Genomic DNA, 25,288 nt, shown 5'->3' on the forward strand with positions numbered 1-25,288 from the left:
GAAGTTCTATCTTTGCAGATTATTGGCCATTTTGGTGGTTCAACGATAATTTGTTTAAATGAATTTGATCCATGTTTGACTTTTTTAGAAAGAAAAAATTTCTTGTAGATTATTTAGAAGGGTTATTGGACATACACAATCATATTTTACCGGGCCTAGATGATGGCGCCAAAAATGTAACGGAATCAATAGCCTTGATAAAAGGCTTTGCCGAAATGGGAATGACCGATTTTATTGCCACTCCCCATATCATGCATAACTATTACCCGAATAATCAAGACACCATCAAAGAGGCGCTATTACGACTAAAGAATGAATTGTTGGCACAAAAATTAAAAGATGTTTCCTTACGGGCGGCAGCCGAACATATGATCGATGATAATTTCGAAGCTATTTTAGAAAAAGGTGAGATCATGCCCATGGGCGGCAATTATGTCTTGGTCGAAATGTCATATTTGCAACCTTCCATAAATTTCAATGAGGCTATCATAAAGATATCCTCAATAAACCATTTTACCATCTTAGCGCACCCTGAAAGGTACATTTACCTTCATAATGCATATAGCAAGTATGAGGGTTATAAAAAACAAGGGATTCTTTTTCAATTGAATCTCCTTAGCTTAAGTGAGTATTATGGTAAGGAGGTTCAAAAAATGGCCTTCAAACTTTTGGAAGACGGTTTTATTGACTTTGTAGGTTCTGATGTACATAACATGAAACAATTAAACAGTTTAAAAGAAGTTCAGTTGGGCACGAAAATGTTGGAAATCCTAAAGCCGATATTCCTTAAAACGAACAATACATTTTAAAAAGATTAAAATTTCCACCATTTCTTGGTAGTTTTTCCATTGCGATACCCCTATTTATGGCCATATCCCAAATTGGAATCCTTTACCCCAATGACTACAATAGCCAATCATCAGCCTTTGCCTTTTTCGTGTGGTTCAAGACGAATAAGTAAAACGTTATATCTGACACTGCTCCTAAAATCGATCTGTTCAAATGCACTCGCGTGCATAGCCCTATTATTGTAGATTCTTTTTAAATGACCTAACTCATTTTCAATACTACCTATCCATGATACTTTAGCCTAACAAAAATCAGCAGTTATTCCTATTTTCGCCAATGTCAACGCTAACAGAATAATGTTGATATTTGATGTGGTAAAATATAAATCCAATTGAAATGTGTCAATAATATAGTTTTTTCGTATTTAATCGAAAATAAGGGTACTTTCCATAATATGTACAATACCTTCGATCAGTACTACCATTACCTCAAATGATGTTTAATTGTTGAAAAGCAAAAAAATAACGATAATTAAGTCCTCTAAGCCCGCTTTTTTGACCTTAAACCATAGTATCTGCTGAGCATTAACTGAGACGCACAATCCCAGAAGGGTTATAAAGAATGTTATCATAAAATAAAAAAGAAAATAAAGAGTTACATTTAAATCCAACGTATTTTAAAATGAAATTATAATTTCTCGAAACATGCTAGAAAAGGCTAAACCAAGTAAAAATATTTTAGTGACAGGAGGTGCAGGATTTATTGGCTCCCATGTCGTTCGAAGATTCGTTACTAATTATCCGGGGTATCACATCTATAATCTGGATGCACTGACCTATGCGGGGAATTTGGAGAATCTAATTGACATAGAAGGAAATGATAATTATACGTTTCTTCAAGGTGATATCACCGATGAAGCTTTTGTGAATGCGATTTTCAAGGAACATCGATTTGAAGGCGTTATCCACTTAGCGGCAGAGTCCCATGTGGACAGATCTATAACCGACCCCCTTGCTTTCGCAAAAACCAATATTCTAGGCACCATGATTCTTTTGAATGCATTTAAGGCCTTATGGAAAGACAACTGGGAAGGAAAACGTTTTTATCATATCAGCACCGATGAAGTTTATGGAACCTTAGGGGAAACCGGTTTATTCAAAGAAACAACCCCTTATGAGCCTAATTCCCCTTATTCTGCTTCAAAAGCCAGTTCGGATCATTTTGTACGGGCATATGGCGAAACATACGACTTGCCGTATGTGATTACCAATTGTTCCAATAATTATGGGGCGAACCAATTTCCCGAAAAGTTGATTCCCTTGTTTATCCATAATATTATTCATAACAAACCACTGCCAGTCTATGGAAACGGGAATTATACAAGAGACTGGCTGTATGTAATCGACCATGCCATTGCCATCGACCTTGTTTATCATGAGGGTCTCGATAAAGAAACGTATAATATCGGTGGTTTTAACGAGTGGAAGAATATTGATCTCGTAAAATTGCTATGCAAACATATGGATGAAAAATTGGGACGGGAAAAAGGCAGTAGTGAGCTTTTGATTACTTATGTAAAGGATAGACCGGGGCATGACCTTCGGTATGCCATTGACGCCTCCAAAATTAACAAGGAATTGGGTTGGAGTCCGACTGTAACCTTTGAAGAGGGACTTTCGAAGACAATTGATTGGTATTTGGCGAATGAAGGTTGGTTGAACAATGTTACAAGTGGGGCCTATCAACAATATTATGAAAAACAATACCAATAAATTATGAAAGGAATAATTTTAGCAGGGGGTTCAGGGACACGATTGCACCCATTGACACTAAGTGTGAGTAAGCAATTGTTGCCTATTTATGACAAACCGATGATCTATTATCCCTTATCGGTCTTGATGCTTGCAGGGATCAAAGAAATATTGATAATATCAACACCTGAAGATTTACCGAATTTTAAAAAATTATTGGGATCAGGTAAACACTTTGGTATAGAATTATCGTATGCCGAACAACCATCACCCGATGGTTTGGCACAGGCTTTCATCATTGGAGAGGATTTTATCGGTAATGATGATGTTTCTTTGGTTTTAGGGGATAATGTCTTCTATGGAGCCGGATTGCAAAAGTTATTGATGAATGCCATTAAAACGGTAGAGCAACAAAAAAAGGCGGTTATTTATGGGAATTATGTGACTGATCCTGAGCGCTATGGTGTGGTCGAGTTCAATCTGAATAATGATGTTTTAAGTATTGAGGAAAAGCCAAAAATTCCAAAATCAAAGTACGCCGTGGTTGGATTGTACTTTTATCCCAACAGTGTCGTCGGGATTGCAAAAAATGTTAAGCCTAGTGCTAGGGGTGAGTTGGAAATCACTTCCATTAATCAAGAATATTTAGATCGGCAACAATTAAAACTGGAAATTCTGAGTCGAGGTTTTGCCTGGCTGGATACTGGGACCCATGAGGCCCTAACGGAAGCCACTGAGTTCGTAAAAGCTGTAGAAAAAAGAACAGGGTTGAAAATTGCTTGTTTGGAAGAGATTGCCTTAAATTATAATTGGATCGATAAAAAACAACTAAAACAGAGAATATTTGAATTAAAAGGAGAATATTACACCTATCTTCAAAATTTGCTGGATTAATGTCCTTAAAACATAAAACAATATACGGTGCTGCATGGAGTTTTGCCGAGGCATTATTTTTAAAAGGACTTTCTTTTATAGCGATGCTCTTGTTGGCTCGCTGGTTAGGGCCAATTGATTTTGGCCTAATAGGAATGATCGCGGTATTTATAGGAATTGGCACATCTTTAGTAGACAGCGGCATGTCTTCTTCAATTATTAGGACCAAAGATGCGGATGATGATGATTATACGACCGTATTCTACATGAATATGACCATTAGTCTAATAGTGTATGCCCTTATGTTTTATTCCGCACCCTATATTGCCTTGTTTTATAAGCAAGAAGTGCTTATTAGTGTAATCCGGGTTTATTGTTTAATTTTTATTATTTCAGCTTTTTCAGCAGTACAATTGGCGATTTTAAATAAGGAAATGCGTTTTAAAAGGATGACACTATTAAATGCGCCTAGCATCATTATTGGGGTTGGTGTCGGTCTATACATGGGCTATAATAATTATGGTGTTTGGAGCATAATAACTATGTATATGACTTCACAAATAGTATTGTCGGTATTACTTTGGATAACGGGATCATGGAAGCCCAGTTTAAATTTTTCAAAAGAAAAGTTAAAATACCATTATAATTTTGGGTACAAAATCATGTTATCGGGATTACTGGATACGATTTTTAAAAACAGCTATCAAATTATTATTGGGAAATTTTTCCCGGTACAGACACTAGGACATTATGAACGGGCGAAAAGGTTTAACGAATATCCTTCAACACTTATTACCGGGATCTTAGGCAAGGTAACATATCCTATGTTGGCACAGTTACAGGATGACCCACCAAGATTGTCTATGATTTACAGGCGTTTACTGCGTATGGCTTTTTTTATTATTGCACCTTTAATGTTGGGATTGGCTGCCATGGCAGAACCATTATTTGAATTGATTCTAGGTCCTGAATGGGTACCTGCAGTTCCTTATTTCCAAATATTAAGTTTGGCAGCAATGTTACACCCAATCCATGCTTTTAATGTTAATGTGTTAAAAGTATACGGAAGAAGCGATTTATTTTTAAAATTGGAAATATTTAAAAAATCATTCCTTACACTCGCCCTAATTATAGGATTCCAATTTGGGGTTATTGGTCTGGTCTGGAGTGGCGTATTTACTTCTGTTATCAGCTTGGCTATCAATACGTATTACAGCAGTAAATTAATAGACTATAGTACAAAAATGCAATTTTTGGATATGCTGCCAATTTTACTATTAGCCGGTCTTACTTTTTTACTGATGTACTACTCAGTTTATTTATTTATGGACTTTAGTAATATCACACAATTAACTATTGCTACATTGCTAGGAATTACTTTTTATCTATTGATTCATTCCTTTTTTAAAGCTAGCCCCTTATATGATTTAGTAACAATTATAAAAAATCGAAAATTATGATACCTGTAACCTTACCATTTATACCACCGAAGGAGGATTATGATATTTTATTACATGGGATTTGGAAACGTCAATGGCTCACCAATATGGGGCCTTTGGCGAGCGATCTTGAGATGAAACTTAAAGAGCATTTGGGCGTAGAACATTTATTGTTCGTGACAAATGGAACCATCGCCCTCCAAATGGCAATTAAAGCATTGGATTTGAAAGGTGAAATTATTACAACTCCATTTACATATGTAGCTACTACCAGTAGTATTGTATGGGAAAATTGTAAACCTACTTTTGTGGATATCGATCAAAAGAGCCTAAACATTGATCCATCCAAAATTGAAGAGGCGATTACTGAGCATACATCCGCTATATTGACCACACATGTCTATGGAAACCCTTGTGATGTCGAAGCTATTGATAAAATAGCAAAGAAACATCAACTTAAGGTCATTTACGATGCTGCCCATGCCTTTGGAGTGAATGTAAACGGCAAATCGATTTTTGAATATGGTGATATTTCAACCTGCAGTTTGCATGCCACCAAGTTATTCCATTCCGGGGAAGGGGGATTGATTATCACAAAAGATCCCATGCTATTAAAGGAACTGTCTCATATTCGAAATTTTGGGCATGACGGCCCTGAGAAATTCTATAATTTGGGAATAAATGGTAAGAATTCCGAGTTTCATGCTGCCATGGGCTTGGCCAATTTAAATTATGTACAGGCTATACATGAGCAACGTAAATTATTAACAGAACGATATGATCAAAAACTAAGGAATTTTAAGGCTATTAAACCATTGTGGCATAAGCATTCCAAACCTAATTATGCCTACTATCCCATTGTTTTTGAAAGTGAAGATTTACTCTTAAAGTGCATTGATTTGCTCAAAATGAACGAGATATTCGGTAGGCGTTATTTTTATCCATCCTTATCGCGTTCCTTACCCTATTTAGAATCAAAACCGCTTAAATGGGCCGACAATATTTCCAAACGGGTCTTTTGTTTACCTTTGTATTTTAATCTTACCGTTGAAGAAGTGGATTTGATTTGCAGATTATTATTAAGAGCACAAAATAATTAAGATATGAAAGTCGCCGTGATGCAACCTTATCTGTTTCCTTATATCGGTTATTTCCAATTAGTAAATGCAGTCGATTATTTTGTGTTTGCTGATGATGTTAATTATATAAAGAGAGGTTTTATTAATAGAAACAAGATATTATTGAATAATCAGGAACAATATTTTACGGTTCCCTGTCATAAACCTAGTCAGAATAGATTGATCAATGAAATCAAAATCGCTGATGATATGAAGGGCTATCCTGAAAACATTTTACTTACGATAAGACAAGCCTATAAAAAGGCGCCTTTTTTTACCGAAGTTTTTCCGATAATCGAATCGCTATTCCATTCCGGAATCGATAGTATAGCTACATTAGCGGCCCGTTCAGTAGAATCGGTAGCAAAATATTTGGAAATAGAGGTAGATTTAAAATTTTCTTCTGTGTCTTTTAGTCACACAAAAGGACAGGAAAGATCCGCTAGATTAATAAACATCACAAAAGAATCAGGTAGTGATCATTACATTAATCCCATAGGCGGAAACATATTATATGATAAAGAACATTTTAAGAGCCATGGGATAACCTTAGAGTTCTTATCACCACAGATTAGACCCTACACTCAATTTACTGATGATTTTGTTCCTAATCTCTCGATAATCGATGTTTTAATGTTCAACTCCCCGGAACAAACTAAAATTCTTTTAGAACAATATAAATTGGTGTAGCGGCAAGCTTGATTGTTTTATCTTGTCAGACCATGAAAATTTTTAATCGTTCTAGAGCGACTATTATGATAACATTAGTAAACCCAGTGTTATACGTAGAATATTATTGGTTGTTAATCAATTAAATAGTTACAATATTTCTGAAAGATTATACTTTTACTTTCTTCAAGGGAAAATTTTCGATAAATTTTAATTTTGAATTATGAATGGATTCAATATTTCAATAGGTTCAATGGGTAAAATTGATAAGCCAAGTGAAACTACAGCTCATAAACAGGACTATATAGCTTACAAAGATTTCAAGGTTAAAAATTTTTCTAATCATAAATTTGAAAATGATAATTTATTTTTAGAAACGAATGATTATATAATTGTTTTAAAAGGTGTTATTTTAAATAAAAAAGCCCTACTAGAGCCATCCTTAAATTGGGAGGAGACCATTACTGCATTATATTTGAAAGAAGGGAATGGATTTTTCAAAAAGTTTAGGGGTAGTTTTTGTGGTGCTTTGTATGACAAAAAGAAGGATAAATGGCTAGTTTTTACGGATCACATTGGTTCAAAATCACTTTTTTATTATAAAAAGGGGGAAGTCTATTTTATTTCAAGTAAAATAAGCGAAATATATGCTTTCTTAAATAATAATAATCTTTCCTATAGTCTCAATATTGAATCTGCTTATAATTTGTTGAGCTATGGTTATATGTTAGGGGATGACACCTTGTGTGATGATATTCATAAAATATTGCCCGGAAATTATCTCTGTATTCAAGATGGCAACTTTGAAATGATAAATTATTACAAACTACCTCCGTCGAAACTTGAAGGGAATGTAGATGAAGATGAAATCATCGAAAAGTTGGATATTAAATTTAGGGAAGCTATTCAACTTCAATTTGAAAAGGATAGGGAATATTCATACAAGCATTTAGTTACATTAAGTGGAGGTTTGGATTCTAGAATGACCTCTTGGGTCGCACATCAAATGGGCTATGTGGATCAGATTAATCTAACATACTCACAAAGTGATTATTTGGATGAGACCATTCCAAAAAAAATCGCTGCCGATTTAAAACATGAATGGATTTTTAAGGCGTTAGATAATGGTATGTTTTTAAAGGACATTGATGAAATCAGCACTATCTCGGGAGGTAATGCCTTGTATTATGGACTTGCCCATAGCAATAGTATTTGTAAATATTTGAATTATGATACGTTAGGAATGTCACATACTGGGCAATTAGGAGAAGTTGTAATAGGAAGTAATATTAGCCGTTTAAACAAAGTTGATTTGAAAACATTGGGAGGAAAATATTCCACGACAATGAAGAATAGAAACTCCTTAAGCACATCTTTCGAATCTTTTGAGGATCTTGAGTTGGCCATGATCTATCAAAGAGGATTTAATGGTGCTAATGAAGGGTTAAAAATTGTACAAATTAAAAGCGAAACCATGTCACCTTTTTATAATGTGGATTTTTGGGAATATTGTAGGTCGATACCGTTAAAAAATAGGATGAATCATCGTATTTATCTAAAATGGATTTCATCAAAATACCCAGAAGCTGCTAACTATAAATGGACAAAAATTAATGCTAAACCAACTGCTAAGCAATTTATAGTGAACTATAAAGGTAGACAAATCCCATTAAAAAAACTTCCTGTTACTATACTGCAAAAATTAGGTATGAAATCATCTCCTAGGTTAACTAAAAATCATATGAATCCCTTGGAATATTGGTACAACACAAATAATGACCTTAAGACTTTTCAGGATAATTACTTTAAGGATAATATTGAAAGGATAACTAACCAAGGTTTGAAATCCGATTGTCAAAATCTTTACACCACAGGTAATGCTATTGAAAAGATTCAAGTATTAACCCTTCTTTCTGCATTGAAACTTAATTTTTAATCGCATAATTTTATGTTTCTATAAATATATTGCTAGATGCAGAATACTATATTCTATGAAAAAAATTATCCATATACATACAGATTATAAATTTATAGTAGATTCCGAAAGGTATATGGGTGAAATTTTTGTGAACGAAATACTGATTTTAGGTACCAAAAATTCATCCAATTCCGAATATCATGACAAAGCCCAATTTTTTGATCCGCATTTAGAATACTTAAACGAAATTTTAACTATAGTCAACTCCGCGGATGCTCTTGTGATTTATAGTTTGGACTTCTATAAAAGCAAAATTATAAATCGTGTGGATAAAAGAGTTAAGATTATCTGGCGGTTTTTTGGAACCGAGCTATATTCACGGAAATTGCATTTGTATCTCAGTACAAAATCCAAGTCCTTTGTTATACCCAGATTATTTAAAGGTCAGATAAAATCGATTTTTCGATTCATTATTCAGGAAGAAAAATGGTTTTATAGGGCCATCAGGCGTACGGACGCCATTACCTGTGTTTTTAAAGAGGAATACGATTATTTGATACGGCATTGGGATCATCTGCCAAAGTTCATCCCTCTTTCCTTGGAAAATCGGAATTATTCCAAAGCAATTGATTTTGAATTGGACTATCCCAAAAAAAATACTATCGTTATTGGTAATAGCAGGGCATATTATAACAATCATTTGGATATTTTGGAAATTGTGGAAAGATGTAAGCTAGATAAGAAAATCAACATAAGACTTTTGTTCAATTATGGCGCAGAAGATGCCTATACCCATAGAGTAAGGCAAAAGGTAGATGATTTGGAAAGGGTTACCCTGTTGGATTCCTTTATTCCACCCCATGAATTTATTGATTTTTACGGGCCGGTCGCTGCCTTCGTTACTAATAGTTACCGGCAGTTGGCACTTGGAAATATATTTTTAGCCTTGCACAAAGGGGTTAAGGTGTATCTGAACAAAAAAAACCCTACCTATACGTGGTTTAAGGAAGAAGGGCTTTATATTTATGAGATAGAGCATTTAAAAAATGATTTGGAAACCGGGCGGATTCATTTGACGAAAAATGAAATTGAACATAATTTAAAGTGCTTGAATCAACTTAAAGAAGACCATTCCAAAGCCGATTTCCAATTAGAAGTATTGCAATTACTCAACAATTAATATCCTAATCATAACATATTTGATAAAAAGAATTTTCGTGATTAGTAGTATAATAGTAGGATATACTCAAGGATGGCGAATTTTAAGTTTTCTTTTAGAAATCTCCGCTATATTTATGAAAAATATTGATCTTTCAAATGATTCGAGTTCGAAATCTGATAGGCATTAACTTAGCAGGTTCGGCAAACCCAAACAAAAATGCAAAAACCAGCTTTAATTTCTGAAACAAAACTTAATTTTTAGATGCACTTACTCTTCAATCGTATATTTTATCTTATCTTATTTATTGGCTTTTTTTTACCTACGAATAGCACATTCTTTTTGCCATTGCCTGGGGTACAATTAAGTTTAAATGAGTTCGCCTTTGTTTTTTTACCCATTATCAATCTATTCTGTTATTCCCCAAATAATGTAAAAATCAATAACACTCCATTAAAAAGAAACATTGTTTTATTGATTTTAGTCGTTGTTTTTACCGAAGTTGTGGTTAAAAATCTTGTTTACGGCCAATCGTTTGGAGACGCCTTTAAAACCATACGGATTGGATTGCCCATGTTTTCCTCCTTAATCCTCATTGCTCAAGGGATACGGGCCGATATAACTACTGTTTGGAAAGCCATATTGCTTGCCGTAAGTGCTTCCACAATAATATCCATCCTATCTTTGGTTATTGATCTACCCATCTACCATGATGTGGAAAGTGGTACGGATATATTGAGTGCAACAAGAGGTAGGGTTAAGAATGCGAACTTTACATTCGGTTTGATAGGTATGTATCTCTTGATCCAAGATAATGACCATTGGTATAGTCGGGGCAAGTTGGTTAAAATCACTGCCATACTCAGTATATTTGCGATTATTCTCAGTTTTAACAGAACCTTATTGGCCTTATTGTTTCTGGAGGCCATTTTTTTACTGCGGGTCAGGTTTAACTTAAAAAAGTTTCTAAAAATCATATCCTATGGCATTTTGGTTTTGCTGATTTTTTTTGGGGCCTATTTTTATAATGATACCATGAGACGTCAAATGGATAAAAGAATCTTTTCAATTCTAGAAGGAAAACAATCCATTGCAGAGAATGCCATAGAAGATAACAGAGAGGTAATCTACAAGGCTGTACAAGAAAAATTGGAATCGGGATATCATGTGATTGGATTACCCTACAAAACACCCATATTTACATGGGTCCCACGCTGGTCTTTTGAAGACGAACGGAATATGTCAGTCACCGATACATCTGCCCTAACAATCCTACTGCGATATGGCATTATACCTTTACTGTTGACTTTATTGATTTTAAAGCAACTATATTCGTTTTCCAATAATCCGTTCTTTAAAACGATACTGATTTTATACCTAATAGCATCCTTAAACATTGATGTGATTTTGCGGCAGAACTCAATTTTATTTATCGCATTTATTTTTTTAATCACCAAAGCTGAAATTCATGAACAACGCAGCATTCATAGCAAAGACTAATATTAATACGGATGGAAGGATTTTAAACCAATTAAGGATTTTGAAAGAATGGAACACAGAGTTGGAAGTTGATCTTATTGTTTTTCCTGATAAAAAGGTGACCATTTCTTTTGATGATACGGTTAAATTACACCAAATTAATACAAGGTTAAGACATAATACCTTTTTGAGGATATTTACGGTTCTTGAATTTACTTTTAAAGCGTTTAAATTATTGAATAAATTAAAACCAAGGATTGTCCATGCACAAGATTCTGCCGTACTACTCCCTGTACTATTATACAGAGTACTAAATCCCAAGAAATTTTATTTGATATATGACGATCACGAGGTACCCAATGAAAACGAATCTTACTTAAAACAAATCATGAATGCATTAGAAAATATTCTAATCAAAAAATCCGATGCCGTAATAATGGCAAATAAGGAGCGCATGCTATATTTAGGAGAAAAACTACAACTGACTAATAATCAATATTACTTTTTAAACTTGCCATACTATGATGTTAATCCAAATACAGTCACCTCAGCGTTGATGGAATCAAAATTGGATGAATTGGAATTACGGAAAAAACAGGGGACTAAATTTATTATACATCAGGGGCCTTTACATATTGAAAGAGGAAGGCAGAAACTCGCTGACCTTTGCAAAAACCTACCCAAGCCTTATGTCATCCTTTTATTGGGGGGTACGGAAGCGGACTTTATCAAATTTAAGGAGGAGAACGAGTTACCAGATAATAAATTCTTTTTTGTAGGTAGAGTGAATTATGAAGTGTTGCCCTTATATTGGAAAAAAGGATCTGCTAGTATCGTGATGTACCTGCCTACCTATACCAATAATAGGCTATGCGCACCCAATAGGTTGTATTTATCCTATTTTTTGGGTCTGCCGATTATTGTAAATAAAAACAACCCGGTATTATATGATTTTATCAATGTTAATAAGGCAGGAGGATTTGTAGAAGACTATTTGGAGCATCCTAATATTGAATTTTTCGACCAATTGAATAATTTAATTATCGGCGATTCCGCAAAAGAAAGGCTTCTGGATACTGAAAAAAGCAAACTAATAGATTTGTATTCTAGCTTAATTGACAATGTTCCAATAACTGGTTAATTAAACTCAACTAATTATGGAAAACAAATAGATTTGGACAATGTGGAAATAGTAGCGAAATCTATTGAAGATTTCAATGATATAGAAAAAATGGGAATAAAAAAATTTTTGTAATCGACTATCCTGGATTGCCATAGGCACTTCCGACCATCTCAAAGGGAGGTGAATTCGGTAACCCTGTCTGCGGCAGGCAGGCCCAAGGCGAAGCCTCTAGGAATTCCTTTCGATTAATAGTTTAAATTACGAAACGCTTGCAAATTAATATCTTAAAAGTATTGACAGCTTATGATTTCTTATAGAAACCACATAAAAGTAGTATTAGACTTTGTTGTAGCATTTTTGCTCATGACTTTATTAAGTCCTATCTTGATTATTGTAACTATCGGGTTGTATTTTGTCAACGATGGATCTCCATTTTTTTTCCAATTACGTCCAGGACAAAACGAAAAGATTTTCAGCATTATTAAGTTTAAAACGATGACAGACAAGCGGGATGCCCAAGGAAAGCTCTTGCCCGATTCAGAGCGGTTAACACGATTAGGAAAATTGGTGCGCAAATCTTCAGTAGACGAACTACCGCAATTACTCAATGTACTTAAAGGCGATATGAGTATCGTAGGTCCTAGACCCTTGCTACCGGAGTATTTACCCCTTTATACTAAACATCAGGCGAGACGTCATGAGGTACGGCCCGGGATTACCGGTTGGGCACAGGTAAATGGCAGGAATGCCATAAGCTGGGAAGAAAAGTTTAATTTTGATGTTTGGTATGTAGAAAACCAATCGTTAACTTTAGATTTGAAGATACTTTTGTTAACCATTAAGAAGGTGTTTGCCCGGGAAGGGGTAAACCAAACCGGGGAAGCAACGACCACCCCATTTAAAGGAAGCTTATGATCAATATTTATGGGGCAAGTGGGCATGCCAAAGTGGTACTCGATATTGCAAAATCCATAAATTTGGAAATAGCGGAGGTTTATGATGATAATGCCGCACTCAAGGAGGTTGCTGGGTTTCGCATTCAACAACCCCAAAAAGGGGTAAAGATTTCCAACGTTGTCATTACCATTGGTAACAATGCTATTAGGAAAAGGATCGCACAGGAAAAAGTACTCACTTTAGCAGCCTGTTTGGTGCATCCTTCCGTACAAGTGGGGGGCGCGGTCTCCATAGGCGAAGGCACCGTGTTGATGCCCAATGTGGTCGTCAACAATTCGGCAAAAATAGGTAAAAACTGTATCCTTAATACGGCATCTGTTATTGAGCATGATTGTGAATTGGGAGACTTTGTGCACCTCTCCCCAAACGCTGCCTTGGCAGGTGGGGTGAGCGTGGGGGAAGGCACCCATATAGGGGCCAATGCAGTTGTAATTCCCTGTGTAAAAATCGGGAAGTGGGCGGTTGTAGGAGCAGGGGCGGTTATCCTAAGGGATATTCCCGATTATGCCGTGGTCGTTGGCAATCCAGGAAAAATAATAAAATACGGTAAAAGAATTCACGGATAACATTAAAGTATGGCTTTCTTCCCTATATGGGATAAGAAGGCAAGGGTATGTTCAAAAAGTCTTGATACCATTGTGCAGCCCATTGGGCCTCACTTCAATGGGTTTGAAGGGGATTTAAAAACATTTTTAGAAGATGGTCTTAAAGAAGAGGCCGGGAGAAAATATATTATACTTTATATTTAAATAGCTTTCGATAGAACAGCCTTACGCCCTATTCTTCCACAAGAAATCTAAACAAATAGTGTAAGTTTCTCCCGTTTCGTTTGTTATGGGTTCAAATATTGCGTATTAGTTTACCGTACCGGCATCAAAATGTATTCTTCGCTCACCACTTCCTTCCCATAGAAGACCCGTAGTGTCAATTTAATCATCAATGCTTGGACAAGCTTCAAAAGGTATAGTTGGTTCTATATATGAATATGTTGTTGGAGCCATTACAGAAGTTTTTCCACCGACATAAGTATTATCTGTGGACATTTGAAAATAATCTGTTGGCTCACGAACTACCTTTACTTTATTAGTTGCACCGAAAGTACAATTAGCAAAACTTATATTTTGTATAGTACCAATACCAGCGGTATATGCAGTAAATCCATTCTGTGAAAAACCAACGTGTCCTCCTGTAAAAGAACAATTCCTAAAGTCTGCTCCTGCCGGGCCAAATTGCCCCACAACAAGAACTTCAGTGTACCAAGAAGCAAAAGGAGCGTCAGGATGACCTTGGAATGTACAACCGCAAACCACATTATTGGTGGCCCCTGTTGCAGAACTACCAGATGAAATAACAAACAGTCCAGCAGGACCAAGTCCACCTTCAGATTCGGATACTAAATTAGGATTGTCATTGGCAGCGGCAGTAAAAACACAATTAACCCAAGTGGTATTGCCGATAAAACATTTAACTGTTCTCCTTTGAGCATCACTTATATTCACATTCTCAAACCAAAAGGAGAGAGGGCTATTGCTTGTGTCCCTTCCCGGGGAGTTAAGTGTTATCCCGCCTGCATCTTCTCCCCATAATTCATATAAACTAGAATTTTTATACACTATTTGGGTATCTTGAGTTGGTGTGTCTTGGGCACTTACTAAAAAACCATGTACCATTCCGGGATTATTGCCTGATGAACCATCGCTATTATAACTCCTTAGCTTAAATATATTAACATTATCAAAAATTGATTGTCCATATACACCGGGAACATCATATACCATAAGACGGATACCATTAGCATTGTCGTATATAACATCGTAAATATCTATATTCTTAAAATTCACCCTTGATTTAATATCCACTACGCTACCTCCTTTATCATTCCCATCTAAATTTAGATTTGTTATTGTAGTCAGCGTATTGCTGTAATTCCTTTTATCTATATTAAGCATCCAATGTACATGCGCTTTCCTAGTGATGGTAGAACCATTGAAATCGATGGTTTGCGCCATGTTTCTGTCAATATCAAGTGTTCCACTTATTAAATATGTTTTATTTGGTTCTGAAGTTATATTAGTCTCATTGTCTAAAGCGTTCTGTATAGAAGCGGTATCGTCCGTTACTCCATCCCCTACAGCCCCGTAAGTGCTTAGATATACCCCTTCCTGTCTGGCGGCATTGTCCCCTGCTGTAATCACAACACTAGCTTCTTCCGAAGAAGCTGCACCATCCCCATTTACCACCTCGGCGGTATAGGTAAATGTATCTACAACTTCACCTGCTGCAGTATTTGCAGCATCCGAAACCTGTTCGATTATTTCGGCATTGGGCGTATAGGTTAACGTTTCATCACTATTAATAGCCACGGTACCATTAGCTGGTGTAGAAGTTTCCGAAATTACAACCTCTGCTCCATTTTCAAAGGTATCATTAGCCAAAACATCGAGGATTATACTGCCACTTAATGATACTTGGTAGGTATCATCTACAACAAGATTCGCAATACCCTTTGATACTGAAGTATCTGAAATCACATAATCCGTTAACAAATCGGAATCCTTGGAACAAGAAAATTGAAAAATAACTACAAAACAAAGCAATAGCAATTTTAGTGGGGGTAGGGAGTTTAAATTCATGGGGAAAAATTAAGTCAAGAATAAGATGATAATTTATATTTGGGTTCAACAAAATTATTTAAAAATTAATTGATAACGATGAAATACATCATATTTTCGATGAACTGCATTTTTTTAATATTAGTACTTATACGCGTGAATTCATTCCCTTGGATGTTCAAAACTACTATTCTCGATGAACGGCTTGTTTTTTTAACATTATCTTCGTAAATCATGCATTAAATACAAACTTACCTTTATGGATATATTTACTTGCTTTATTCATCGGATACCATTTTTGATTTGAAGTAACCGAATTATCGACTCCTATATTTTTCTCCTTTTATGTTTAATCCGTTTGAAGGTCATAAAGAAGAAATAGACCAATTTGACAAAACCTACTAATTGTTAACTACACTACTCTAAACTACCTACTAAAAAATGTATGGACAATAAATTGGTTGGGAAAGCCTCTAATACCCAATTGGATTTTTAAAGGTATTTACAGAGTTGAAGAAGTGGAAAGAAGATAAATGCTAAAAAAATCGCATGGAAGCTCTGTCTTCTTTATTGTCAAATGTTGTCCTCCCTTTAATGTCATGAACAAATTCTGAAAATAAAAATATAGTATTTTGGAATGGTGTCCGTTGTTCCTAATAACTTGATCTCAGATGACCAACCAGATGTTATAGGTTTTATTGACTGCCAGAAAAACCGCTCTGGAAGAACCAAACTTCCAAAGGAGCGCGATATGGAATTTCGTATGACAAACTATAACCAAAATATGGTTTAGGAAATGAATTTAGAAAATATTGAGAAATAAAACTACAATACTAAATACTATGTTTAGGCATTCGAAAGGTTTGTCAATAAACCGATGAACCCGGTTACAAATTTTTGCAAATGGAATTCGTTTAAAATTTCCACCACTTTTTCACGGTTTTTCCATAACCGTACCCATATTTCCCCCCATATCCCAATTTGGAATCTTCTACTCCATTGACAACAAAAGACAATCCATTGAGTTTACCTTCTTTATGTAGCTTAAGCGGATATTCCAATACTTTTAACTCGGTCACTTCTGCCCGGGTCACATATAAGATCTGATGGGCAAATTCACTTATTAAAAGGGTGTCGGTAACTACCATCAATGGAGCTGTATCCACTATGATATAATCATACTGATCGACCACATCGTCCAACAATTCTTTCATTCGCCCGTTCATCAATAATTCTGCAGGGTTTGGGGGTATTTTTCCAGAATAGATAACGTCAACGGTTTGTTCATGGGCCAGTAGGGTCGCGATGATATCCTTACTCTCCAAAGTTTGATCCACTAAATATTCGGTAAGCCCATTATCCCCTTTATTCCTAGTAGCCTTGCCTAGTTTGTCCACATTTTTTCCGGAATAAAACTGGTATATTTTAGGGTTTCTAATATCAGCTCCGATTAACAATACTTTTTTATCGGTATTGGCAAAAATCATAGCTAAGTTTGAGGCTACCAAAGTTTTACCTTCGCCCGAAACACTTGAAGTTACATAGATGATATTCCCTCTATGCGCTTTCTTCTTTTTGGATTTGATCACGTAGTCCAAATTGGTCCGAAGAATACGCAGGGATTCTGCCAATACAGTTCGCTCACCTAGTTTAACGAGCTTATTTTCCTTTTTGGAAATTTTTGGAAGCTCGGCCAATACTGGAATATCCCCGGTCAATTTTTCCAGACCAACCTTATTATGCACTTTATTATCCATTAAAGAATTGACATATATAATAGAAAATGGCACTAATAACCCGAGAAGTAAAGAAACCAATAACACAACTTTCTTTTTTGGGGAAATCGGAAAGTCACTGACTGCATAGGCACCATCCACAACGTTGGACTTTGCCGCCGAAGAGGCAAAGGCTATTTGTGCTTCTTCCCGTTTTTGCAACAAATACAAATACAAAGACTCTGTGGTTTCTTGCTGTCTCGATATATCCCTTAAGGCTTGTTCATTTTTTGGAGCCGAGTATATTCTAGAGTTAATTTTTGATAGACGACTACTCAAATCATTGACTTGAAGCCCCAAATTATTGGTCATCCCATTTAAACTTGTACGCATACTGCGTTTAAGTCCGGCGAGTTGCTGGTCTAAGTTTACGATAATCGGATTTTTGTCATTGGAACTCTCCAACAATCGCTTACGTTCCAAAGCCAGTTCATTGTATCTTTGGGTTGTAGTGGCTATTGACTGGTCTGCTAATCCAATATTCGAAGGAAGCAACTCGAATCCATCATCATTATCAATGATATCCTTCATCGAAGAGGCAATATCCAATTGTATGGCTGCATCCTGTAATTGTTGTTGATTTTGAGCCCCAAGATTAAGATTCAGATTGGTTTGGGTTGCAATGTCCGTCAAACCCCGGTTCGATTTAAATTCTACAGCGGACTCATCCGCACTCGTTAAGTTGGATGAAATTTTTGTTATTCTATCATTAATAAACTCCGATGTTCTATCGGCCAGCGCCTTTTTATCATCAATGTCATTTTGATTATAGATTGCTATCAATGTATTTATAACGTCTTGTGCCCTTGGAACAATAGCATCATTTAAAGTAATTGTTAGAATCTTAGATCTAAAATTGTCGACCGTGATATCCAAGGCATTCTGATAGTATGCTGCCACTGAAGACAATGGGTTAACGGACACAGAATATTTATTTGTTCCTGATTTAGGTGGGTTCAAATTATTGGGAGTTACAATTATATCCCCAACAGGTGAAGCAATTGTTTTTCCATAGGCGTACATGGTTGTAGGCCCATTATCGTTCTCAGAATACTCAAAAGATGTATCCGATGACAAGGTAATAAAGAAACTTGCTCTCGAATTATGGACAAGGGAATCCGGGGCAAGAAAATTGATATTAAATGGAGGGCCTGGGTCCCGATAAATAGCCGAACTTTTAATATTACCTAAGGCATTTATATTTATATTAAGTCCTAATTTCTTAACCAAGGCAATTAGGTTGGATCTAGATTTCAATATCTCAATTTCGTCCTCAATTTGTATACCGCCTGCCCCTAAAATACCCAAGTCTTCAAAAACACTGATTTGGGAGGATCCCTCTGTATTCTCCAATATTTGGATTTGTGCTTCTACAGCATATTGAGGGATAGCATAACGGATATACATATACCCAAAAAGCAAAGCAATTAGTCCCGATACAACAAACCATTTCCAACTTCTCAGATAAGGTTTCAGAAGTTCTCTATAATCAGGGTTTTCCTGCGGAAGATTTGTAGGTTCCTTATTCATTTTAAAGTAAAGTAAACATCAGATTTTATAATCTAGTAATTAGAAGTATGGATGATGTAATTAATAAGGAGGCAATCGATATTGCAACACTAGTGTTTTGGTTGATAGTTGATGACCTTATAGCTGAATTATTGGGTTCTACATACACCACATCGTTCTGGGTAAGATAATATACGGGGGACATGGCCATATTCTTCGAAGTTAAATCGATACGATTATATACTTTGGTACCATTAAAATCCCTTATAACCAAAACATTATTCCGAACACTCCTAATTGTCAAATCCCCGGCAAATCCCAAAGCCTCCAAAATCGTGATTTGCTCCCCATTAACGGGGTAAGTACCTGGCCTTCCGACCTCTCCCAACACAGTAACCGTAAAGTTCCTGAGTCTTATATTTATTATGGGGTCTTTTAAATATTCAGATAATCGATCTCTTAGAAGTATTCGCAGTTCCTCTGGAGATAGCCCCTCAACCTTTATTTTACCGATAACTGGAAAATCAATTTCGCCCGCCTGATCTACTAAGTAATCCAATTGTTCTGGTTGCCCACGCATTTCCGCACCTCCTACAAATAAGTTGAAGGGCATACTTGCCTCAGGATTTAAGGAAGAGACATGAATTCCTATTAGATCATCAACCTTGAATTTTGAAATAAAGGTATTCGTGTTGACTTGGGTTTCAAAATTCCCGGTATCCTGGAAATAGACCACCTCTTTACGCGAAGCGCAGGAGGTAATGAATATAACGCCCATCAAGAAAACTATAGGACGCATGTAAATCGCAATTTTTTCAAACATAATGATCGTTTTATAGTGCAAGTATACTAAAAAATTAGGAGTGTAAAACTTTGAGTGTGCTTTTACTTGGTTCCTTTGGAGGTGCCGATGTATCATGCTTGCACAAATCCGAATTATTCGATATGTATTCAGGTACGATTTCTTTCATCAACTTCACAGTATCCCCATTGAAGAACATATTGTTGACACATAGTTCGTCGATTTTGGTACGCACAAAGTTATAGTCCAATTCCCGTACCTTTCCTATCATGATTTTCTTATGGTAGGTGGGCAGTGTATTTTCGCCATTGGCCAATAGTTCCTCATACAATTTTTCGCCGGGTCTAAGACCTGTAACCTTGATGTCAATATCCTCAGGGTAACGTAAACCTGATAATTTGATCATATTTTTGGCCAAATCGAAAATCTTCACGGATTCACCCATATCGAAGATGAAAATCTCACCTCCCTCACCCATGGCGCCTGCTTCCAAAACCAACTGGGAAGCTTCCGGAATGGTCATAAAATATCGGGTAACATCCTTATGGGTCACTGTCAATGGGCCACCTTTTTCAATTTGCTTTTTAAACAAGGGTATTACCGAGCCATTGGAACCAAGCACGTTTCCGAAACGGGTCGTGATGAATTTGGTTTTACGCTCTTGTTGCATACAACTGATATACATCTCGGCAATGCGCTTGGTTGCCCCCATGACATTGGTCGGGTTTACGGCTTTATCCGTAGATATAAATACGAATTTATCTACCTTATGCGCTAAAGATAGGTCCACAATGGCCTTGGTGCCGGCAATGTTAATTTTAATGGCCTCGTAGGAGTTGTATTCCATCAAGGGCACATGTTTATATGCCGCCGCATGGAAAACCAAGTTCGGTTTATATTCCTGGAATAAATTGTTCATCCTGTTTTTGTCACGAATGTCGGCAACAATTGGCATGAAATTGGAATGATTATTCTGCTTTAATTCTTGTTGAAGATCATATAGGGCCGATTCTGCTTGATCTACTATAATCAGAGACCTATAATTATATTTACATAGCTGACGCACAATTTCACTTCCAATAGAACCGGCACCTCCGGTAACCAAGATGACCTTATCCTTAACTTCATCCAGTATCTTCGAATTTAGGATGTCGATTGGTGGTCTATTCAATAAATCCTCAATTTGAACCTGTTTGATTTGTGACGCATTCAACTCCCCATTGATCCAATCTTCCACTGGAGGTACTATCTTGACCAACACTGGAAAATCAACCAATCCTTCGACCAATTCCTTTAATCTTCGGGAATCAATTTTTTGAATACAAAAAACAATCTCGGATATATTGTTTTTTAGAATAAAACTTTCTGTTAAAACCTCAGGTCCGTAAACAATGACCCCATTAATCTGTTTCCCTATTTTTTTAACGTCATTATCTATATAACCGATTACCTTGGTATTGCTTTTAGCATGATTGCTAATTGCATTATAAGTTAAAATTCCCGAATCCCCTGCCCCATAGATAAGTACTTTTTTACTTGCCTTGAATTCTTTGGATAAACTGGCATACATAGATTTGAATATATACCGGGATGCAGTAAGGGCAACAAAACTTATTAAACTATGGATAATGATAATTGATAGAGGTATTGTGAAATCATCTACTACCTCGAACTGCCTATTGGCTATAATCAAGAAAATAGCAATAATACTCGACAAACAAATTGCATTGAATAGGTTGTACACATCCCGAACCCCTGTATGGCGAACGCCCCCCTTATAAGAACCTATAATTAAAAAAGAGATTAATGCAATCACCACTACAACGGGTAATTGCACCAATAATTTATCCACCTCAAAATTAAAGGTCAGGTTAAAACGAATGAAATAGGATAGCATAAAGGAAATAGCCACAACCACAAGGTCTATCGCCAAAACCAACCATTTTGAGGCATAACGTTGGGCATTATTGGTCAAGTAACTCTGTATCATAATTGGGTATTTTTGATAATTTGGACTATACGTTCCAAGTCATTCGTACTTAGGTTGGAACCACTGGGTAAACAAAGTCCCTTGTTGAACAAATCTTCAGAAGTACCATCCGAATAATTGGGGCATGCTTTAAAGACCGGTTGTAAATGCATAGGTTTCCATAAAGGTCTCGATTCAATATCATCTTCCAATAGAGCCAACCGAATTTGTTCCCGAATTTCATACGATGGCGTCAAAATACAGGATAACCATCGATTGGAAAAAAAGCCATCAGGTTCCTTTAAAAACTCAATTTTAGGAATCGCATTCAAATGATCAAGATAAAATTGATGGTTCGACCTTCGTGCCCCCACTCTATCATCCAATACTTCCATCTGACCTCTTCCAATGCCTGCCAAGACATTGCTCATTCGATAATTATACCCGATATCCGAGTGTTGGTAATGTACGGCGCTATCCCGTGCTTGGGTGGCCAAATGAATGGCTTTTTCGATATATCCTTTATTTTTAGAGACCATGGCCCCTCCTCCCGAAGTTGTTATAATTTTGTTGCCGTTAAAGGATAAGACCGAAATATCCCCAAAAGTCCCACATTTAATTCCATGATAGGAACTACCCAAGGCTTCTGCACTATCTTCCAAGATCGGAATGTTGAATTTCGCTGCAATTTCATGAACCTCCTTTACCTTGTATGGCATACCGTACAAATGTACCGCTACTATGGCCTTTGGTTTTTTACCAAGTTGAATTCGATCCAGGATGGCAATTTCCAATAGTTCCGGTGACATATTCCATGTCTCCTTTTCGCTATCTATGAATATAGGGGTCGCACCCAAATATACAATGGGGTTGGCGGATGCGGAAAAAGTAAATGACTGACATAATACCTCGTCACCTCGACCCACACCCAACAATTGTAATCCCAAATGTAAGGACGCCGTACCTGAACTCAAGACGGCCACATGACTAGTTTGACCCAAATAACTTTGAATATCCCGTTCAAATCCGGTTACATTGGGACCCAAAGGTGCAATCCAATTGGTGTCAAAGGCTTCTTTGACGTATTTCTGTTCGGCACCCCCCATATGGGGAGATGAAAGCCAAATTTTATCTTGTAAGGTCGTTTTCAAATCTATCCCTGTATTATACCTGTATTATATTCGTCTTGTAATAATTAATTCAATACTACATATAAATTGCGCTTCGAGAAATGATGTACATCAATGCTGGTCGAATAGTTCTCTTTTTTTCGAAACAAATTTTCCGCGAATTTAAGTATAAAGTTACTTCATAAATCGAAGTACAATGAATTTTGTTACGATATTTCGGCAAAGGTGTTGATAAACTCGGTTTAATGCTGTTTTATGAATTAGAGTGCTGTTGATTTAAACCATTAGCACCTATTATAATCGCTTATACCCCTTTATACTTCCATAAGATAAGAATTTATTAAACACATACCGTACAAATTGGGCATTTTTGCGATGAGCTCGTTCAGGCTGGTTGGGTGGTATTGGAAACCTGAAGTTTTAGGCTCGCCTAAGGTCTCTTGTCTCTGACCTAGTCCCCAATCTTTTTTGGGAATGACAAGTTACGTGTCAAAGATTGGTACTATGGTTCAATTCTTCGGCCCATTGCGGTGGCTGATTGCGTTCAAACCCATTAGTAAATTCGGATAGGTAACTAACATTCGCTATATTATTCCTTACTTTGTATTGATTATTTAAATGCGCAGATGAAAATATTGGTCACAGGTGCAGCGGGTTTTATTGGTTTTCATACTACTTTGAAATTAATAGCCAACGGTCATGAGGTTGTCGGACTTGACAATATCAATGCCTATTATGATGTAGGTTTAAAATTTGGACGCCTCCAAGAATTAGGTGTCGGTAAAGAACAAGTGGAAAAATTCGATGCACTTGTAGAAAGTGAAAAATACAAGGGAAGGTTTAAATTCGTGCGAATGAACCTAGAGGATGGGGATGCCCTGTCTAAACTATTTAATTCACAAAATTTTGATGTGGTCTGCCATTTAGCTGCCCAAGCAGGGGTACGCTATAGTTTGGAAAATCCCGAAGCCTACATCGATAGTAATGTTGTAGGTTTTTTAAATCTACTCGAGTGTTGTCGCCATCATAAAATTAAACATTTGGTCTATGCCAGCAGTTCCAGTGTCTATGGTTTGAACACGAAAGTGCCTTTTAAAACTACGGATAATGTGGACCACCCGATTAGTTTGTATGCTGCCACTAAAAAAAGCAATGAGCTGATGGCCCATACCTATAGCCATTTATTTGGATTCCCGACCACAGGCCTCCGTTTTTTTACGGTCTATGGGCCATGGGGAAGGCCAGATATGGCCTTGTTCCTTTTTACGGATGCTATGATAAAAGGCAAACCCATCAAGGTATTCAACAATGGCAATATGGCACGTGACTTCACCTATGTTGATGATGTTGTTGAGGGCGTAGTGCGTATTATTGAAAAAAGCACTTTGGAAAGATTAGCCAATAAAGAATTGTACAAGCTCTATAATATTGGGAACAATAAATCGGTGAAATTATTGGATTTTATTACAGCTATAGAGACAAGTTTGGGTCTTACTGCAAAAAAAGAAATGCTGCCCATGCAACCCGGGGATGTTGCCATAACCTGGGCCAATGTGGATGATTTGATCCGAGACTATGACTATAGTCCCAATACCCCCCTAAAAAAAGGGGTGGATTCTTTTATCGGCTGGTATAAAAGGTATTATAAAATCCCAAATTGAATTTTAAGATTCGATTTAAGTTTCTTTAAAATTCCAATTACATATGTATTATCTATCCTCAATGAATTGTCATTTCGAAGGAACAAAGTGACTGAGAAATCTCACTCCTAACTCTGAACAATTCATATTCGCTCAGCAGGATGTGATTCCTCACGTGCATTCGGAATGACTGCTTATGTCATTTCGAAGGAACAAAGTGACTGGGAAATCGCACTCCTTGCTCTAAACGATCTTATTCGCTCAGCAGGATGTGATTCCTCATGTGCATTCGGAATGACTGCTTATGTCATTTCGAAGGAACAAAGTGACTGAGAAATCCCACTCCTAACTCTAAACAATCTTATTCGCTCAGCAGGATGTGATTCCTCACGTGCATTCGGAATGACTGCTTATGTCATTTCGAAGGAGAAACGACTGAGAAATCACATCAAGTAGAGTGGTAAGTTAGAATTGTAGCATGGATGCCAATCTGGATGTGATTCCTCATAGGCGTTCGGAATGACTGCTTATGTCATTTCGAAGGAACAAGGTGACTGAGAAATCCCACTCCTAAAT

General features: G+C 36.5%; 19 protein-coding genes. 14 read left to right on the forward strand and 5 right to left on the reverse strand.

The annotated features are described in order from the left end of the window. The first annotated feature begins 71 nt into the window (after positions 1-71). The 13 genes from HPE63_RS03970 (at position 72) to HPE63_RS04030 (ending at position 14,024) form a co-directional block, all read left to right on the forward strand. Entirely contained in the window at positions 72-809 is a 738-nt protein-coding gene (locus tag HPE63_RS03970; protein ID WP_188312918.1) for a tyrosine-protein phosphatase, read from the forward strand. Between the two features lie 684 nt (positions 810-1,493). Continuing rightward, positions 1,494-2,561 (forward strand): dTDP-glucose 4,6-dehydratase, encoded by a 1,068-nt coding sequence (rfbB, locus tag HPE63_RS03975; RefSeq protein ID WP_188312919.1) that lies wholly within the window; start codon positions 1,494-1,496, stop codon positions 2,559-2,561. Between the two features lie 3 nt (positions 2,562-2,564). Next, positions 2,565-3,434, forward strand: coding sequence for a glucose-1-phosphate thymidylyltransferase RfbA (gene rfbA / locus HPE63_RS03980; RefSeq protein WP_188312920.1), 870 nt, complete (start codon positions 2,565-2,567; stop codon positions 3,432-3,434). Further along, positions 3,434-4,873: a lipopolysaccharide biosynthesis protein gene (locus HPE63_RS03985; RefSeq protein WP_188312921.1), complete on the forward strand. Its 1,440-nt coding sequence runs from the start codon at positions 3,434-3,436 to the stop codon at positions 4,871-4,873. The genes rfbA and HPE63_RS03985 overlap by 1 nt, the downstream gene beginning before the upstream one ends. After that, positions 4,870-5,952 (forward strand): DegT/DnrJ/EryC1/StrS family aminotransferase, encoded by a 1,083-nt coding sequence (locus HPE63_RS03990; protein ID WP_188312922.1) that lies wholly within the window; start codon positions 4,870-4,872, stop codon positions 5,950-5,952. The genes HPE63_RS03985 and HPE63_RS03990 overlap by 4 nt, the downstream gene beginning before the upstream one ends. A gap of 3 nt (positions 5,953-5,955) precedes the next feature. Next, complete coding sequence (locus HPE63_RS03995; RefSeq protein WP_188312923.1) at positions 5,956-6,660, forward strand: WbqC family protein; 705 nt, start codon at positions 5,956-5,958, stop codon at positions 6,658-6,660. Between the two features lie 202 nt (positions 6,661-6,862). Next, a complete protein-coding gene (locus tag HPE63_RS04000; RefSeq protein ID WP_188312924.1) occupies positions 6,863-8,575 on the forward strand; it encodes an asparagine synthetase B family protein in 1,713 nt (570 codons plus the stop codon). Between the two features lie 55 nt (positions 8,576-8,630). Then, on the forward strand, positions 8,631-9,737 hold the full coding sequence (locus tag HPE63_RS04005; RefSeq protein WP_188312925.1) for a TDP-N-acetylfucosamine:lipid II N-acetylfucosaminyltransferase: 1,107 nt from the start codon (positions 8,631-8,633) through the stop codon (positions 9,735-9,737). A gap of 243 nt (positions 9,738-9,980) precedes the next feature. After that, positions 9,981-11,216 (forward strand): hypothetical protein, encoded by a 1,236-nt coding sequence (locus HPE63_RS04010; RefSeq protein WP_188312926.1) that lies wholly within the window; start codon positions 9,981-9,983, stop codon positions 11,214-11,216. Beyond that, entirely contained in the window at positions 11,185-12,336 is a 1,152-nt protein-coding gene (locus HPE63_RS04015; RefSeq protein ID WP_188312927.1) for a glycosyltransferase family protein, read from the forward strand. The genes HPE63_RS04010 and HPE63_RS04015 overlap by 32 nt, the downstream gene beginning before the upstream one ends. A 285-nt stretch (positions 12,337-12,621) precedes the next feature. Beyond that, complete coding sequence (locus HPE63_RS04020) at positions 12,622-13,233, forward strand: sugar transferase (protein ID WP_188312928.1); 612 nt, start codon at positions 12,622-12,624, stop codon at positions 13,231-13,233. Beyond that, a complete protein-coding gene (locus tag HPE63_RS04025; protein ID WP_223198039.1) occupies positions 13,230-13,841 on the forward strand; it encodes an acetyltransferase in 612 nt (203 codons plus the stop codon). Before HPE63_RS04020 ends, HPE63_RS04025 begins: the two co-directional genes overlap by 4 nt. Before the next feature lie 9 nt (positions 13,842-13,850). Beyond that, positions 13,851-14,024, forward strand: coding sequence for a hypothetical protein (locus HPE63_RS04030; RefSeq protein WP_188312929.1), 174 nt, complete (start codon positions 13,851-13,853; stop codon positions 14,022-14,024). Between the two features lie 180 nt (positions 14,025-14,204). Here the strand turns inward: HPE63_RS04030 and HPE63_RS04035 are convergent, their stop codons facing one another. The 5 genes from HPE63_RS04035 to HPE63_RS04055 form a co-directional block, all read right to left on the reverse strand. Continuing rightward, positions 14,205-15,908, reverse strand: coding sequence for an Ig-like domain-containing protein (locus tag HPE63_RS04035; protein WP_188312930.1), 1,704 nt, complete (start codon positions 15,906-15,908; stop codon positions 14,205-14,207). Positions 15,909-16,801: 893 nt separating this feature from the next. Beyond that, positions 16,802-19,192, reverse strand: coding sequence for a GumC family protein (locus HPE63_RS04040; protein WP_188312931.1), 2,391 nt, complete (start codon positions 19,190-19,192; stop codon positions 16,802-16,804). 25 nt (positions 19,193-19,217) lie between these two features. Next, the gene (locus HPE63_RS04045) at positions 19,218-19,994 is read right to left on the reverse strand and encodes a polysaccharide biosynthesis/export family protein (RefSeq protein ID WP_188312932.1); all 777 of its coding nucleotides are present in this window, start codon (positions 19,992-19,994) and stop codon (positions 19,218-19,220) included. Positions 19,995-20,028: 34 nt separating this feature from the next. Further along, complete coding sequence (locus HPE63_RS04050; protein ID WP_188312933.1) at positions 20,029-21,963, reverse strand: polysaccharide biosynthesis protein; 1,935 nt, start codon at positions 21,961-21,963, stop codon at positions 20,029-20,031. Beyond that, a complete protein-coding gene (locus HPE63_RS04055; protein ID WP_188313161.1) occupies positions 21,960-23,048 on the reverse strand; it encodes a DegT/DnrJ/EryC1/StrS family aminotransferase in 1,089 nt (362 codons plus the stop codon). Before HPE63_RS04055 ends, HPE63_RS04050 begins: the two co-directional genes overlap by 4 nt. A 650-nt stretch (positions 23,049-23,698) precedes the next feature. Between HPE63_RS04055 and HPE63_RS04060 the strand changes: the two genes are divergently transcribed. Next, positions 23,699-24,733 (forward strand): NAD-dependent epimerase, encoded by a 1,035-nt coding sequence (locus HPE63_RS04060; protein WP_188312934.1) that lies wholly within the window; start codon positions 23,699-23,701, stop codon positions 24,731-24,733. Positions 24,734-25,288: the final 555 nt, after the last annotated feature.

The sequence above is a fragment of the Maribacter arenosus genome, from assembly GCF_014610845.1.
Lineage (GTDB): Bacteria > Bacteroidota > Bacteroidia > Flavobacteriales > Flavobacteriaceae > Maribacter_A > Maribacter_A arenosus.